The organism is Enterococcus sp. DIV1368d (assembly GCF_050542975.1).
Lineage (GTDB): Bacteria > Bacillota > Bacilli > Lactobacillales > Enterococcaceae > Enterococcus_D > Enterococcus_D casseliflavus.
Window position 1 is genome coordinate 2,780,751 of the sequence record NZ_CP172939.1, and the last position, 14,696, is coordinate 2,795,446.

The window sequence follows — 14,696 nt, forward strand, 5'->3', positions numbered from 1 at the left end:
GCCATCGTTCCTTTTCCGTACTACAAACGAATTTTCTCTAGCATCCAAATTTAATCCTCATTCTTCCTCCTTGTTTTCCTCATTCCGCTCACTTGCTTTGCGCTTCTGGCTTTTTTAGGTAAAATGGGAGGCGTAGTGGAAAATAAGGAGGAGTCTCAATGAAATTTATTTCTTGGAATGTGAATGGTTTACGGGCCATCGTTAAAAAAAATTTTTCTGAAGTGTTTGAAGCCCTCGATGCTGATTTCTTTTGTTTACAAGAAACAAAGCTGCAAGAAGGTCAGATCGAATTGGATTTACCAGGCTATCATCAATACTGGAATTATGCGGAGAAGAAAGGCTATTCTGGCACAGCAATTTTCGCAAAAGAACCTGCACTATCGGTCCGTTATGGATTAGGGATCGAAGAACATGATACGGAAGGTCGCGTCATCACGCTGGAGTATCCTGAATTTTTCTTGATTACTTGCTACACACCGAATTCCCAAAATGAATTGCGCCGCTTGGATTATCGCATGACTTGGGAAGATGCCTTTTTGGCTTACTTGACTGAATTGAAACAACAAAAGCCAGTGATTCTCTGTGGTGATTTGAATGTTGCCCATAAAAATATCGACATCAAAAACTGGAAAACCAATCAAAGAAGTGCTGGGTTTACACCTGAAGAACGGGAAAAGTTTTCGACTCTTTTGGCTGCTGGCTTTACCGATACGTTCCGCTATTTCTATCCAGATGCAGAAGGTATTTATTCTTGGTGGAGCTACCGTTTCAACGCTCGCAAAAACAATGCTGGCTGGCGCATCGATTACTTTGTCGTTTCGGATGACTTAAATGAGCGCTTGCTAGACGCCAAGATCCATACAGATATCATTGGCAGTGACCATTGTCCGGTGGAACTGGATCTCAACTAACCGTAGGAAAACTTCAGTTTTTCTTAACGTTTGTTCGCTTTTCATTCTTTGATTTTGTGCTAGAATGGCAATGAGGTGAGTCTGATGAATTTTATCGCAATGGACTTTGAAACAGCAAATTATCAAAAGCATAGTGCCTGTTCCCTTGCACTAGTCATGGTACAAGATAGCAAAATCGTGGGCGAATATTACACATTGATCCAACCGGAAACGGAATTTTTTTGGAAAAACATTCAAATTCATGGCATCCGTCCAGAAGATGTAAAAGAAGCGCCTAAGTTTCCTGACGTATGGAAACAAATCCAACAATATTATCAACTGAACAGTTTGATCGTTGCGCATAACGCTGGTTTTGATACTGGGGTTTTGGCGGGGTGTCTTGATTATTATGGGTTGTCACAACCAAATTATCTTTCCTTATGTACGGTGCGAACGAGCCGCAAACTGTATCCAGAATTTACGAACCACAAATTAAACACGGTTTGTGAGCAATTACAGATTCCTTTACTAAACCACCATGATGCACTAGAAGATAGTCGGGCATGTGCCCAAATCTTATTGCGTCAAGAAGAAGAATTTGGTATCGATCCATTAAAAAAATTGGTTTTAGTCAAATAAATAAGAACGTGCGTCCTAAAGTCAGCATTGCGCTAGCCTTTAGGACGCACGTTTTCATTTAAGGAAGGATTCATTTTAGGTCAGATCGATCCAATAATGACAGATTACAGCGCCATCTTCAGGATCAATGACTTTTTCTGTCAATTTACCACCATTGTTTTCAATGACTTTGGCGGAGGCGCGATTGGCTTCTTCACAGGTTACTAACACGTTGTTCAAGCCAAATTGTTTGGCCTTTACCAATGACTGTGCCAGCATTGCCGAGCCGATGCCTTGCTTTCGATGGTCTGGGTACACCGAATACCCGATGTGTCCGCCAATTTGGCGCAAATATGCATTAAGTGTCAGACGCAGATTCAAGAGACCGACCACTTTTTGATCTTGGATAGCCAGATAGGTACGGGCGGGAACGAATCCTTCTGGTACCGTTTCTGCTGTTTTAAAATCTGCCAATCCCCCTAGCCAGTCTTTGGCTGTGGGACTTTCTACAAGTCCTGCCCCACCATGGATGACTTCTTGATTCTTCTCGAAGGCTTGCCGATACGCTTCGATTTGATCGCAGTCTGCGATCGTCGGTTCCCGAAACTCCATTTCCTTCACTCCTTTTATGATTCAAAAAGACGTGCCATCATCAAAACGTCAACTTTTTGCCCCTCGCGGGTTTGTACCGCTTCTTTCATACAGCCTTCTGTTAAAAAACCAAATTTTTGATACAGATGGATCGCCCGTAGATTTCTCGCTTGGACGGTCAACTCGATTCGGGTCAATTCGCCAACTTCTACTACCCAGTCCAGTAATTCTTCAATCAGGAGCGAACCTAAGCCCAAGCCCCAATAGTCTTTTAAAATCGAGATACCGATCTCCCCGACATGGGCTAATTGCCACTCTTCATGGCCTTTGACTGATGCCATGGCGATCAATTGTTCTTGATCAAATGCTAACAACAGCAAATAGTCGTCCCGTTCATAGATAGCATCCAGCTGTTCTGCCAATAAGGCTTCTGGCAACGCCAAGCCGCTTTCGTCCATCAATAGAAAATCCGTTTCTTCTCCTAGCTGTTGACTGACTGCTAACACAGCTTTGGCATCAGCACCCGTGGCTTCTTTGATCTGTAATTGGATCTCACTCATGAGCTGCCTGCCATTTTGTTGTGATCCGTTGCAAAAAGGCGGTTGCTTTGGTGCCATATGCATGACATTTCACAAGACGTTTTTGTTCATCTGTATCATCTTTTTCCAAAATCAGTTCTAAATAATCTTCTGGCAGGGAGGCTTCTAAGAGATTGCCCCACTCGATCACACACAAGCCATCCCCTTCGAAATAATCATCCAGTCCTAAATCATCTGCACCGTATTCCACCCGATAGACATCCATATGGTACAGCGGTAGCCGTCCATTGGTATATTCACGAATGATCGTATAGGTCGGACTTTTGATCAGTTGCTCGATTCCTAGCCCCAAGGCGATGCCTTTCGTCAATGTTGTTTTGCCAGCACCTAAATCGCCCGTCAATACCAGATTATCCCCTGGCTCGGCTGCCTCTCCAATGATTTTTGCAAATGCTGCGGTTGCTTCTAAGTCGTTAATGGTAAACATAGTCCCCATCCTTTGATCAATCTAATTTACTAGTTGCTAGTATAGCTTGTTTTTCAAGGAATTGTAAAGAAGGAGCTTAGGAAAAATTCCCCAACGATCACTGGATCGTTGATTCATACGGACGCCCCCTGCTTTGCTGCCCTCAACTTTCCAAGAGCAAAACAAAAAACTGACCCTCAAGGGATCAGTTTTTCATAAGTGCAGCAATTGGCTGCTTATTTTTCCATTAGTGTTTGTGCCGCAGTAATGATTGATAATTTGTAGACATCTTCTTCATTTGAACCACGAGACAAATCAGAGATTGGTTTGTTCAATCCTTGTAAGATTGGTCCAATCGCTTCAAAGTTACCGAAACGTTGGGCGATCTTGTAGCCAATGTTTCCTGATTGTAAATCTGGGAAAACAAAGACGGTTGCTTTACCTGCTACTTCAGATTCAGGAGCTTTCAATTGCGCAACTGCTGAGATATACGCAGCATCGAATTGCAATTCTCCATCGATTTGGTATTCTGGTGCCAATTCTTTGGCGATTTTTGTTGCTTCAACGACTTTATCTACTTCTGGTGCTTTCGCAGACCCTTTCGTTGAGAAGCTTAACATAGCAACTTTTGGATCGATTTCAAATAATTCAGCGGTTTTCGCTGAGTCAACAGCGATTTCTGCCAATTCTTGTGCAGTTGGGTTTAAATTGATGGCACAGTCTGAGAACAAGTATTTTTCTTGGTCACGACCACGAACCATTAGGAAAGCACCACTTGTACGGCTCACACCTGGTTTTGTTTTGATGATTTGTAAAGCGGGTCTTACTGTATCACCCGTAGAATGGATCGCTCCTGAAACCATTCCTTCAGTAATGCCCATGTAAGTCAACATTGTACCGAAATAGTTGACATCTTTTAAGATTTCTTCTGCTTGTTCTTTCGTTGCTTTGCCGTTGCGGCGTTCCACAAAAGCTTCAACCATTTCATCCCAACGATCATAATTTTCAGGATCTAAAATTTCAAAGTTTGATACGTTGATTCCGCGAGCTTCCGCTGCTTTTTCGATTTCAACCGGGTTACCGATCAAAACAGGTTCAATCAATTCTTCTGAACGTAAACGGCTAGCAGCACCTAGGATACGAGGATCTGTTGCTTCAGGAAAAACGATTTTGATATGACGACGCACGATTTTAAATTTTAAACTTTCGAATAATTCCACGGGTAAAGACCTCCAGTTTTTTTATACCCTTCCATTGTACAATAATTGCGAAAAAAAGAACAGATAAAAATCCTGTATTAGTCGATTATTTTAAATATCGTTACCTTTTTCACAAATTCACTCATTCTAAATAACACAGTTTTACAACTGTGTTATTTTTTCTGGCAACGCCCAGGAAATCGGTTCTTCCCCTAACGCCAGCAATGCTTGATTGATCTTAGAAAAAGGCTTCGAACCAAAGAATCCTCGATGCGCTGATAACGGACTTGGATGAGGCGCTGTTATAATAATATGCTTGCTGGTATCTAGCAAAGCGGCTTTCTTTTGGGCGGGTTTGCCCCAAAGAACAAAAATGACCGGTTCTTCTCGTTGATTCAATTTTTCGATGATCGTATCAGTCAGCTGCTCCCAGCCATGCCCGTGATGTGAATAGGCTTGCCCTTCACGTACTGTCAACACGGTATTCAACAATAAGACCCCTTGTTGCGCCCAAGGCACGAGATAACCGTGGGACACAGGTGGAATCCCTAAGTCATCGGCTAATTCCTTGTAAATATTGCGTAAGGAAGGCGGTATTTTGACCCCCGGCTGCACGGAAAACGACAGTCCGTGGGCTTGGTGAGGGCCATGATAAGGATCTTGACCTAAGATGACAACTTTTACGTCATGGTATGGTGTCAGTTTAAGTGCTTCATAAATATGATCCATCGCTGGATGGATCTTTTGCTGGGCATATTCTTGTTTCAAGAAAGCCCGTAGTTGTTGGTAATAGGGTTGCTCAAATGATTCTTGCAATTGCTCTTGCCAATCATTGTCCAATAGTCGTTTCATGGCGAATCTCCTTTGTTTTCTTCTAGGATAACAAATCCCTCCCCTTAGAAACAAGAATTACTCTTCGAAAGAAAAAAAATGCGCGATTTATGGTACACTATTTGTAGAAACGATTAAGAAAGGACGCTGACAATGATCAAATTAATTGCTTCTGATATGGATGGTACGCTTTTAAATGCTAGTATGCAGATTTCAGAAGAAAATATCCAAGCAATCAAATATGCCCAATCCAAAGGAATCGAATTTATGGTCGCAACTGGCCGTAACCGCAAAGAGGCTTTGCCGCCGCTGCAAGAAGCCGGGATCGACTGTGCAATGATCACCTTGAATGGTGCCCAAGTCTACGACGAAGCGGGCAATTCATTATTTACTGTGCCGATCAGCCATGAACAAACTCGTTCGTTGATCGACCTACTAAAAGAAAACGACATCTATTTTGAGATCTCAACGAGCAATGGGATCTATTCGGAAAGTCAGACACGTCGGATCGAAAATTTTGCGATCCATACGGCAGAAGCTATGCCCCATTTAACCCATAAGATGGCGATCGCTATGACAGCTGCCCGTTTAGAATTTTTACCGATCAATTATGTCGATGATTTCAGTGAGTTGTTTTCGATCGAAGAATTAGAATTTTTGAAAGTGATCTGCTTCCATCAAGATGGTGCGCGGGTATTGGGTCCTATCACGACAATCATCGATGGGTACGGCGATTTAGTGGTGACTTCTTCTGGACAAAACAATATTGAGATCAACCACCGAAACGCGCAAAAAGGAATCGCAGTGGCGCATGTCGCTAAAGATCGGATGATCTCACTGGAGGAAGTGATGACGATCGGTGACAACTTAAATGACGTAAGTATGCTGCAACTGGCAGGCGTTAGTTTTGCAATGGGAAATGGCGAGTTAGAGGTAAAAGAAGCCGCGAAGTATTTGACGGACACCAATATTGAGTCTGGTGTCGGCAAAGCGATCGTTCGGGCAATTGATGAAAATCTTTAAATCACGCAGCTTTTTGGGGATACATGAGGAGGCGTAAGTATGTCAGAATTTTTCATCCAAGACAGACAACTTAGCAGAGTCACACGCACCATTGTCAAAGATGAAACAGGCAAATCACTGTTTTTAATGGTGGGCCGCTGGGGAACTAAGGGCGATGCTCTTTCCCTTTACCGCTTGAATGGGCAAATGGTCGCTAGTATCAAACAAATCAGTTTTACTTTTGGTACGCGCTTTGAGATCTACAAAGACTTTGAGAAAGTCGGTACACTGCAAAAAATCTTTAACTGGCCGGGTGATTTCTACTATATCCAGCAGCTTCACTGGGCCGTCCACGGCGATATCTACAATCATCGCTATGGGATCCATCATTTCAATAAAAAGATCATGGAAATGGATAAGGCGACCTTATTGACGGGGGATTATTATGTACTGGATGTCGTTGATGATCGGGATGCACCAGTCTGCATCTGTATCGCTGCCGTCATGGATTACTGGCTGTACAATCGGCACCGCAAGAAAGACCATCCTCTTGAGCTTCGACTAACAAATGGAACCAGCTGAAAAATCAGCTGGTTCTTTTTTGCATATGGTCGTATAGGTGGCCACTGATCTCTCTTTGTGCCACGACTTCAAAGCCATGCTTTTCATAGAGCCGCTTCGCATGGGGATTTGTTCGGTCAACACTCAAGCCGATCACCTCATAGCCATCTCTAGAAGCAATTTGCGGCAACGCTTCTAATAAGGCTGATCCGACACCTTTGCCCCGAAATTTCTCCGCCACACAGATGGTATCTAAGTACCATTCATTTGGTAAGGTCTCTTCATCGATAAACAGCTTCATGTCTTTACTCAAACCGTACTGTTCCAGCACTTTATCTAGAGGCTGATCGATCGTCGGCTCTTCTTTGTCTGGGTATCCAAAGGCGACCCCAGCAACTTCCCCGTCGATCTCATTGACCAACGCACGGCGAAAGCCGTAACGATAGTCGGGTTCTAGCATGGCATCTGCCAAGATCTCTAAGGTCTTTGCTTCACCGATCTCTTTGACAAAGGGCAATTCCATATCCTTTAAAATGACTAAAACAAGTTCAGCCATGACAAAGCGATCTTCTTTTTTTGCAAATCTTATCACGTTTTCTCCTCCTTACTTCTATACATAGAATAACAATTCTCTCAAGAAAAACCAAGTTGAATCGACAAAGGTTCAACACAAAGTTTTCCTTATTTATTCATGCAATTCCAACGGCAAGCCGTCTGGATCTTGGAAAAAGGTCATTTTCTTATTCGTAAAGGTATCGAAACGAATCGGTTCACACGCAATTCCTTTGGCGGCTAACTTTGCCACGACTGCTTCAATATTTTCCACCGCAAATGCCAAATGCCGCAAGCCAGCTGCTTCGGGAAAGCTTGGTCTTGCTGGTGGGTTTTCCACCACAAACAGTTCTATTTCTGATTCCCCAAAGCGCAGGTCGATTTTTACATCTTTCTTTTCTGGGCGCGCATGTTCACGAATCACTTCAAAGCCTAATTTCTCTACATAAAATTCTTTGGTCTGCTGGTAATCACTGGCGATGATCGCCACATGATGCATTTTTGAAAACATTATTGCCACTCCTTTGTATTGGACTCCTCTCTCAGTTTAAAGCCTTTGGCTGCATTTTACTAGAAAAGACTGCCGAAGTTCTCCTCTTTTCATAAATGGTTTCTGTTATACTAGAAAGCGGAAGGTGATGAAAAAAATGAAACTACTTTATATTTCAATCTCTGGAAATACCCGTGCATTCGTCAACCGCTTGTTGGCCTTTGCGGATCAGCAAGACACTCCGAGTACTTGGGAAGCCAAAGAAATTCATGACAACAGTGTGTTTGAACAAGAAGACGAACCTTATGTGGTTTTTGTCCCTACCTATTTAGAAGGTGGAAATGGCGTCGATAACGGCGATCAGGAGATTCTCACAGAAACCATGCGGGAATACATTGACTATGAAAACAACGCAGCTCTTTGCTTAGGCGTGATCGGCAGTGGCAACAAAAACTTTAATTATCAATATTGCTTGACCGCAAAGCAATATGCGGAGCAATTTTCGATCCCGTTCTTAGCGGATTTCGAGCTGCGAGGCACGACCCAAGATATTGAACGGATCTATGCTTGTTTGAAAGAAATCGATCCTGCCCACAGCAACACTTAGCTTTAGCCAGCATTCATTAGCCATTAGGAGGACTTTTGCATATGGAACCACAAACGATGGTCATTTTGATCATACTCGCCAGCATTCTCATCTTGACCGCACTAGATATCTGGAATCGATACAAAGTACGCCGTTACGTTCGGCTGGCTTGGGGAAAGCTTCCCCGTCAGCCCCGCTTTGATAAAGAAGCGAGTTTGAAAAAGGCTTGGCTGACTGAGAAGAAGTTTCACGATTTTGATAGCGAGGTCGATGACATCACTTGGTATGACTTGGATGGCTTTTCGTTGTTTGAGTCCATTAATCTGACGTTTTCCAGTGTTGGTTCAGAAGCATTGTACCAGCAGTTACGCAATTTTCGCTTCAAAACGGACAAACATCTGACCAAATTGATCGACTTTTTTGCTGCTGACAGTGCCGCACGCGAACAATCCCAATATACGTTTGCTCGTTTAGGAAAACAAGATGATAATTTTTCGAAAGCCTACTTGGCCAATGAAGCTGCGCAATCGATCGGTTCTCTGCCTTTCTTTGTCTTTTTAGGTGTGCTGCCGTTAGTCGGCATCTTGCTGCTCCTGCTGGGGTTTGTCCAAGGCATCCTGTTGACGTTGGTTAGTGTCGTTTTCAATACGATCTATTACTCCATCAAAAAAGCCAAGCTGGAAACAGAACTGAACAGCATGCGCTATTTGGTTCAAACGATTGCCTGTGGCAGTCAGATCGCTAAAATCAACACGCCCCTCCAAGATGAGATCAAACAATCCTTGGCACCATTAAAAAAGATCACTCGTTTCGCTTTCTCGTTTCGTGCCAAAAACGGCAGCGAAGGAGATATGTTGTTTGAATACATCAATATCATTTTTATGCTGCCGTTTATTTCCTATCAAACGGTCACCACTACCTTGGCAAAGCACCAACAAGCAGCCATCGATCTGTGGAATTTGCTGGGAAAATTGGAAGTCGCAGCCGCCATTTTAAATTTTCGCACGTATATGCCCATCACTTGCCTACCGACCTTCCAAACAAGCGGAGGTGTACAAGCAACGGGTACGTATCACCCGCTTCTAAGTGAAGCAGTCATGAATGATGTTGCTTGGACCCACAATACCCTCGTGACTGGCTCCAATGCCTCGGGCAAATCGACGTATGTCAAAAGCATCGCCATCAATTGCATTTTGGCACAAACGATCCAGACAGCAGTTGCCGAAACCTTTACGATGGTTCCCGGTCATGTCATTACCTCGATGGCTGTCGAAGATGACTTGTTTGAAGGCGACAGCTATTTCGTCGCGGAAATCAAATCCATCAAACGCCTGCTAGACACCGTTGCCACGAACCAGCGCTGCTATTGTTTTGTTGATGAGATTTTAAAAGGAACCAATACGGTGGAACGGATCGCTGCTTCTGCCAGCATCATCCATTGGCTGCGAGCCTACCCATCATTGGCATTTGTCGCCACTCATGATATTGAGCTGACTGAAATTTTGAAAAATGATTGCCGCAACATTCATTTTTCTGAACAAGTCACGGAAGATGACGGCATCTCCTTTGATTACAAGGTCAAATCCGGTCCTGCCTTGAGCCGCAACGCGATCGCCCTCTTAAAAGTCATGGGCTACCCTGAAACGATCGTTCAAGACGCCTATGCCGCCGCCAATGATTTTGATCAAAACCGTAAATGGCAGGATTTATAACTTCATACAAACAAAAGCGCCTTATCCTGTGACTAACACTGGGATAAGGCGCTATTTTACGTTTCATTTAGTCAAACAAACCAGTCGCTAAACTGTATTGCTCTCCTTGTAACACATCGTATTGGATCAAATTGTAGGCATCATAGATTTCTTGGGCTTCTTGATCCAACGCAAGGGTCGTCTGCCATTGTCCGCCTTGATAATATTGCCCCATCTCAAAAGCCGGCAGCTCATCTTGCAAGGCTAATAACAACTGGTAAAACCCGCTCGTTGGTTGGTCACTGGCTTCTAATAGGTTCGGCGCAAAGTAAAAGGGACTTGTTACAGGTACATCTTCTGGCGCAAAATTCCCTTGCGAATCAACCATCAAAAACTCGGTTTCATGCAGGGCAGCCGTTTCATTTTGCTCCTTGATCTCATCGGCATAAATGCCTGGTAAATGATCGCCCCAAAAGACGACCAGCGTTCGCCGATCCAGCTGTTCTAATTCAGCCACAAAGTTTTTCAACGCTGTACTGCTATAAGAGATATCCTGTAGGTAGTTTTCCAAAGAAGCCATATTGCCCGGACCGCTCGCTTGGTAATTCAACGTATCGTATTTGCCAGCATAGGGCATATGGGTCTGCATCGTCACTAAATGGACAAATTGCGGTTGCTGATCGTTTTCCAACAATGCCAGCACTTCTTTGTAGGCCGCCTCATCAGAGATATAGGGATTATTTTCGATTTTGTCGGTATAGGTCATCGTCTCTTGATCGATAAACTGTTCAAACCCCATCACCCCATAGACATCCTTGCGTTTGTACATCGATGTATCGTAAGGATGGATCGCCGTTGCCGTATACTCTGATTGTTCCAAGAAAGAAACCAGGGATGGCAGTTGCGTCAATTTCGGCACTAGCATCGTGTAAGGCGTCGTCATCTGTGGATTCAATAGGCCCATGGCAAAACCAGTCAACGCTTCAAACTCGATGTTTGCCGTACCGCCTCCATAATTTTGCGAAAGCATTTTTCCACTGATGGTTTGATCGGCGACGTGGTAATAGTCTTTCAACGGATCGCCGGTGATCGACAAGCCATTTAAATGGCTCGGGTCGGAAAAGCTCTCACTCATCACATAAACGATATTTGGTGCTTCACTTTCACGGTCTTGATTTTTCTCCGCCGCCTGTGCATTGTAGGTGTCCGCAATCGCTTGGATCGCTTCTTTTGAATACCCCTCAGGCTTCGTCATGGCATCTACCCGCAGGTTGTACAAAAACCCACCGATGAATCCCGTATTGTAGTAGTTCATTTTTTGTGAATACGGAATCCAGAGCGCCGTCTGATTGTAGGCTTTGCGTAAAAGGTTGTTGCTGTCATTGAAGTGAGAAACATAGACTAAGCCCAGCGAGCATACGACCAGCACCGCTCCTCGCATCACTTGCAAACGCCGGTTTAATTTGCGGCTGCGATAGATACTCCAGCCGATCGCCCCGATCGCCGCCAGAGCGAAGAGGATGGCTAAGAAAAAGGCGCCATTGCCGATCATGGTTCGTAGAAGGTCGAATTGAGTGACCATCTTTAAATCATCGGGATAGATTGGTTCTTGGCGATAGACCATCTTCGTGTGGTTGGCATACCCTAAGATTCCGATGACGACACTATAAAAGATGCCCCCAATCAGTACCGAACCTGCCAAGCTGGCAAACACCCCATACACCAGCAGTAGCACCCCACAAGCCAAGAAAAACTTTGCTGTATGCCACGAAAAGGCAAATTTCAAGGCTAATTCAACGGAAAGATTGTTTTGACACCATTGCAAATATAAATTACTGAAAATGATCAACAGGACGATGGCGATGCCTTTTAATGCGATCTTCAGATAAGGATGGCTATTTATTTTCACGAAGGAACATTCCTCCTTTTCTACACGTTCTAGGTACCCTCGTATTTTATGCTTTCAAGACAAGAAAGTAAAGCCAGGGCAAGAAGATTTTGTTATTTTTAAAGAAAGCAACCCTCATAAAAAAGAGTCTAAGGTTTCTTGCCCCCTAGACTCTTCTTTCTATCCGAATGGAACTCAATCACTGGTTTCGTTTATTTCCAAAAATCGTCAAAGATCGTGACTGGCAAGTGGCGTTTGTGTTGCGTTTTGTTCCACCAGTTTTCAATGGTTTGTTGGGCTTCAGCCGAAATTTCCTTGCCTTCTAAATAGTCATCGATGTCGTTGTAGGTCACTCCTAAAGCTGCTTCATCTGCCACTAAAGGTTTGCCATCTTCCAAGTCCGCAGTTGGGACTTTTGTATACAACGCTTCTGGCGCGCCTAAGTATTGCAAGATTTGACGGCCTTGGCGTTTATTCAAACGAAACAGTGGTAAGATATCGGCTCCGCCATCCCCGTACTTCGTAAAGAAGCCGGTGATGTTTTCCGCAGCATGATCTGTTCCCAGAACAGCCCCTGCTTTTTCACCCGCAATGGCATATTGCGTGATCATCCGTTGACGGGCTTTGATATTGCCTTTGTTAAAGTCGGAAACCGCTAACCCTGCTTCTTCCACCGCTTGTACTTGCGCATCGACGGCGGCTTTGATGTTTACCCGCAGCTCAATGTCTGGTTGGATAAACGCTAGTGCTTTTTTGGCATCTTCTTCGTCTGCTTGTTCCCCATAAGGTAAGCGTACCCCTATGAACTGATAGTTAGGATTCCCAGTTTCGCTGCGCATTTCCTCCATCGTCAATTGCGCAAGCCGTCCAGCTAACGTCGAATCTTGTCCACCACTGATCCCCAAGACAAACGTATGCAAGAACGGATTCTTTTGCAGATACGCCTTTAAAAAATCAATACTCTTACGAACTTCTTCTTTCGGGTCGATGGTCGGTAAGACTCCTAATTCTTTGATAATTTCTTGTTGCATGGTCATAGAAACGCCTCCTCTTATTTTTTGAAGCAGCTGACTGATCCTAGGACCAGCGCAGTTGCGGATTACAAAATCGCGCCATTGGTTTGTTTGCGTACTTTTTCAATCGTGCGCATTTTATGATCCCAGCATTCTTGCGAAAGATCGACTGGGTATTTCTGTGGATTCAAGTCACGTTTGTACTCGTCCCAAAGGGAATCCAAGCAATTCGTCGCATAGGCTTTGATGTGTTCTAAGTCAGGCACTTGATACACTTGCTGGCCATCCACAAAGATGTCTTGCAATAATGGTCGCGCATCAAAGTTCGTCACTGTTTTGTTGATAAAGGTATGAACAGGATGGAACATGAACAGTTCGTCTTCTGCTTGTGGATTTTCTTCCCATAGCGTGACATAATCGCCTTCTGACTTGCCGTCAGATTTACGGGTGATCCGCCAAACTTGTTTTTTCCCAGGAGTCGAAACCTTTTCAGCATTGCTGGATAATTTGATGGTGTCGATCATTTCTCCCTGTTCATTTTCGATGGCCACCAGTTTATAAACCGCGCCTAATGCCGGTTGATCGTAAGCGGTGATCAGCTTGGTGCCGACACCCCACACATCGATTTTCGCCTTTTGCATTTTCAAGCTTAGAATCGTATTTTCGTCTAGATCATTGGAAGCATAGACTTTGGCTTCCGTGAATCCCGCTTCATCCAGCTGTTCACGGACTTTTTTCGAGATATACGCCATATCGCCGCTGTCGATCCGCACACCTAAGAAATTGATCTTATCCCCCATCTCTTTGGCCACACGAATCGCATTTGGCACACCTAAGCGCAATGTATCATAGGTATCGACTAAGAATACGCAATCTTTGTGGGTTTGGGCATACGCCATAAATGCATCATAGTCATTGCCGTAGGATTGCACGAGGGAATGGGCGTGGGTTCCGCTGGCTGGGATGCCAAAAATCTTCCCTGCCCGCACATTACTCGTCGCATCTGCTCCGCCAATATAAGCCGCTCGGGTCCCCCAAATGGCTGCATCCAATTCTTGTGCCCGTCGTGAACCAAATTCCAACAAGGGATCCGTGCCGATCACGGATTTGATGCGGGCCGCTTTCGTGGCGATCAGTGTTTGGAAATTGACCATATTCAGTAACGCCGTTTCGATCAACTGTGCTTGTGCCAACGGCCCTTCTACTTGAATGATCGGTTCATTGTTGAAGACTAAATCGCCTTCTAACGCAGAACGAACGGTACAAGCAAACTTGAACTCCTTTAGATACTCTAAAAAGGCTTCTGGATAGCCGCCGATTTCTCGCAAGTAGGCAATATCCGTTTCTGAAAAGGATAAATCGTTCAAATAGTCGATCAATCGTTCCAGACCGGCAAAGATCGCATAGCCGTTTTCAAAAGGCATGTCACGGAAATAGCATTCAAACACCGCATTACGATCGGCTCTGCCTAACTCCCAATAGGTTTGCATCATGTTGATTTGGTAGAGATCGGTGTGCAGCGTCAAGCTGTCATCTTTAAATAATTTCTGCATGTTCTTACTCCCTCTAGCTTACTTCTTCTCATTATAGCAAAAAAAACACAAAAGACAGAAAATCTTGTTTTTTTCAAAAAAAAGTTGGGTTTTTGCTAGTACAAGGCAATACATCTGAGAACAAATTGCTCAAAAGCATGGGTCAGCCTCCTACTTATTGGCGCATCATTCCTGCGCGCGTATAAGGTCGCCCCTTTGTTCAACGTTTGATTGCTCTTGCAACGTG

General features: G+C 44.2%; 16 protein-coding genes. 6 read left to right on the forward strand and 10 right to left on the reverse strand.

Features of this window, described 5'->3' with window-relative positions; genetic code table 11:
- Positions 1-158: 158 nt before the first annotated feature.
- Positions 159-911, forward strand: coding sequence for an exodeoxyribonuclease III (locus IGJ44_RS13065; RefSeq protein WP_167826926.1), 753 nt, complete (start codon positions 159-161; stop codon positions 909-911).
- Between the two features lie 84 nt (positions 912-995).
- Positions 996-1,529, forward strand: coding sequence for a 3'-5' exonuclease (locus IGJ44_RS13070; RefSeq protein ID WP_086291842.1), 534 nt, complete (start codon positions 996-998; stop codon positions 1,527-1,529).
- 75 nt (positions 1,530-1,604) lie between these two features.
- Here IGJ44_RS13070 and IGJ44_RS13075 read toward each other — a convergent pair whose 3' ends face one another.
- The 5 genes from IGJ44_RS13075 to IGJ44_RS13095 all read right to left on the reverse strand — a co-directional run bounded on the left by IGJ44_RS13075 (position 1,605) and on the right by IGJ44_RS13095 (position 5,155).
- Positions 1,605-2,120, reverse strand: coding sequence for a GNAT family N-acetyltransferase (locus IGJ44_RS13075; protein WP_167826925.1), 516 nt, complete (start codon positions 2,118-2,120; stop codon positions 1,605-1,607).
- Positions 2,121-2,134: 14 nt separating this feature from the next.
- Positions 2,135-2,659 (reverse strand): GNAT family N-acetyltransferase, encoded by a 525-nt coding sequence (locus tag IGJ44_RS13080; protein ID WP_010749888.1) that lies wholly within the window; start codon positions 2,657-2,659, stop codon positions 2,135-2,137.
- The gene (tsaE, locus tag IGJ44_RS13085) at positions 2,652-3,125 is read right to left on the reverse strand and encodes a tRNA (adenosine(37)-N6)-threonylcarbamoyltransferase complex ATPase subunit type 1 TsaE (protein WP_034858989.1); all 474 of its coding nucleotides are present in this window, start codon (positions 3,123-3,125) and stop codon (positions 2,652-2,654) included. Before tsaE ends, IGJ44_RS13080 begins: the two co-directional genes overlap by 8 nt.
- 215 nt (positions 3,126-3,340) lie before the next feature.
- Positions 3,341-4,324 carry a phosphate acetyltransferase gene (pta, locus tag IGJ44_RS13090; RefSeq protein ID WP_430605782.1) on the reverse strand — a complete coding sequence of 328 codons (984 nt, stop codon included), beginning with the start codon at positions 4,322-4,324 and terminating at the stop codon, positions 3,341-3,343.
- A gap of 141 nt (positions 4,325-4,465) precedes the next feature.
- A complete protein-coding gene (locus IGJ44_RS13095; RefSeq protein WP_060791407.1) occupies positions 4,466-5,155 on the reverse strand; it encodes a uracil-DNA glycosylase in 690 nt (229 codons plus the stop codon).
- Between the two features lie 132 nt (positions 5,156-5,287).
- Here IGJ44_RS13095 and IGJ44_RS13100 point away from each other — a divergent pair, with 132 nt between their 5' ends.
- On the forward strand, positions 5,288-6,157 hold the full coding sequence (locus IGJ44_RS13100; RefSeq protein ID WP_167826924.1) for a Cof-type HAD-IIB family hydrolase: 870 nt from the start codon (positions 5,288-5,290) through the stop codon (positions 6,155-6,157).
- A 39-nt stretch (positions 6,158-6,196) separates the two neighbouring features.
- Positions 6,197-6,718, forward strand: a complete 522-nt coding sequence (locus IGJ44_RS13105; RefSeq protein ID WP_005228514.1) for an LURP-one-related/scramblase family protein — start codon at positions 6,197-6,199, stop codon at positions 6,716-6,718.
- Between the two features lie 4 nt (positions 6,719-6,722).
- Here the strand turns inward: IGJ44_RS13105 and IGJ44_RS13110 are convergent, their stop codons facing one another.
- Both IGJ44_RS13110 and gloA2 read right to left on the reverse strand, forming a co-directional pair.
- The gene (locus IGJ44_RS13110; protein ID WP_167826923.1) at positions 6,723-7,289 is read right to left on the reverse strand and encodes a GNAT family N-acetyltransferase; all 567 of its coding nucleotides are present in this window, start codon (positions 7,287-7,289) and stop codon (positions 6,723-6,725) included.
- A 93-nt stretch (positions 7,290-7,382) separates the two neighbouring features.
- Positions 7,383-7,760 carry an SMU1112c/YaeR family gloxylase I-like metalloprotein gene (gene gloA2 / locus IGJ44_RS13115; RefSeq protein WP_005228512.1) on the reverse strand — a complete coding sequence of 126 codons (378 nt, stop codon included), beginning with the start codon at positions 7,758-7,760 and terminating at the stop codon, positions 7,383-7,385.
- 136 nt (positions 7,761-7,896) lie between these two features.
- On the opposite strand from gloA2, the gene nrdI reads away from it, so the two are divergent.
- Positions 7,897-8,346 carry a class Ib ribonucleoside-diphosphate reductase assembly flavoprotein NrdI gene (gene nrdI / locus IGJ44_RS13120; RefSeq protein ID WP_167826922.1) on the forward strand — a complete coding sequence of 150 codons (450 nt, stop codon included), beginning with the start codon at positions 7,897-7,899 and terminating at the stop codon, positions 8,344-8,346.
- 41 nt (positions 8,347-8,387) lie between these two features.
- Complete coding sequence (locus tag IGJ44_RS13125) at positions 8,388-10,037, forward strand: MutS-related protein (RefSeq protein WP_167826921.1); 1,650 nt, start codon at positions 8,388-8,390, stop codon at positions 10,035-10,037.
- 67 nt (positions 10,038-10,104) lie between these two features.
- On the opposite strand, the gene IGJ44_RS13130 is transcribed toward IGJ44_RS13125, so the two are convergent.
- The 3 genes from IGJ44_RS13130 to IGJ44_RS13140 form a co-directional block, all read right to left on the reverse strand.
- Positions 10,105-11,925: an LTA synthase family protein gene (locus tag IGJ44_RS13130; protein WP_167826920.1), complete on the reverse strand. Its 1,821-nt coding sequence runs from the start codon at positions 11,923-11,925 to the stop codon at positions 10,105-10,107.
- Positions 11,926-12,116: 191 nt separating this feature from the next.
- Positions 12,117-12,941, reverse strand: a complete 825-nt coding sequence (nadE, locus tag IGJ44_RS13135) for an ammonia-dependent NAD(+) synthetase (RefSeq protein WP_167826919.1) — start codon at positions 12,939-12,941, stop codon at positions 12,117-12,119.
- Between the two features lie 62 nt (positions 12,942-13,003).
- Positions 13,004-14,470 (reverse strand): nicotinate phosphoribosyltransferase, encoded by a 1,467-nt coding sequence (locus IGJ44_RS13140; protein WP_005228507.1) that lies wholly within the window; start codon positions 14,468-14,470, stop codon positions 13,004-13,006.
- Between the last annotated feature and the right edge of the window lie 226 nt (positions 14,471-14,696).

What these genes read in the sequence shown, in the direction of transcription:
- IGJ44_RS13080 (WP_010749888.1), bottom strand. Translation starts at nt 2,659, where the DNA reads ATGAGTGAGATCCAATTACAGATCAAAGAAGCCACGGGTGCTGATGCC.
- IGJ44_RS13095 (WP_060791407.1), bottom strand. Translation starts at nt 5,155, where the DNA reads ATGAAACGACTATTGGACAATGATTGGCAAGAGCAATTGCAAGAATCA.
- tsaE (WP_034858989.1), bottom strand. Translation starts at nt 3,125, where the DNA reads ATGTTTACCATTAACGACTTAGAAGCAACCGCAGCATTTGCAAAAATC.
- IGJ44_RS13075 (WP_167826925.1), bottom strand. Translation starts at nt 2,120, where the DNA reads ATGGAGTTTCGGGAACCGACGATCGCAGACTGCGATCAAATCGAAGCG.
- IGJ44_RS13105 (WP_005228514.1), top strand. Translation starts at nt 6,197, where the DNA reads ATGTCAGAATTTTTCATCCAAGACAGACAACTTAGCAGAGTCACACGC.
- IGJ44_RS13100 (WP_167826924.1), top strand. Translation starts at nt 5,288, where the DNA reads ATGATCAAATTAATTGCTTCTGATATGGATGGTACGCTTTTAAATGCT.
- nrdI (WP_167826922.1), top strand. Translation starts at nt 7,897, where the DNA reads ATGAAACTACTTTATATTTCAATCTCTGGAAATACCCGTGCATTCGTC.
- gloA2 (WP_005228512.1), bottom strand. Translation starts at nt 7,760, where the DNA reads ATGTTTTCAAAAATGCATCATGTGGCGATCATCGCCAGTGATTACCAG.
- IGJ44_RS13140 (WP_005228507.1), bottom strand. Translation starts at nt 14,470, where the DNA reads ATGCAGAAATTATTTAAAGATGACAGCTTGACGCTGCACACCGATCTC.
- IGJ44_RS13070 (WP_086291842.1), top strand. Translation starts at nt 996, where the DNA reads ATGAATTTTATCGCAATGGACTTTGAAACAGCAAATTATCAAAAGCAT.
- IGJ44_RS13065 (WP_167826926.1), top strand. Translation starts at nt 159, where the DNA reads ATGAAATTTATTTCTTGGAATGTGAATGGTTTACGGGCCATCGTTAAA.
- IGJ44_RS13125 (WP_167826921.1), top strand. Translation starts at nt 8,388, where the DNA reads ATGGAACCACAAACGATGGTCATTTTGATCATACTCGCCAGCATTCTC.
- nadE (WP_167826919.1), bottom strand. Translation starts at nt 12,941, where the DNA reads ATGACCATGCAACAAGAAATTATCAAAGAATTAGGAGTCTTACCGACC.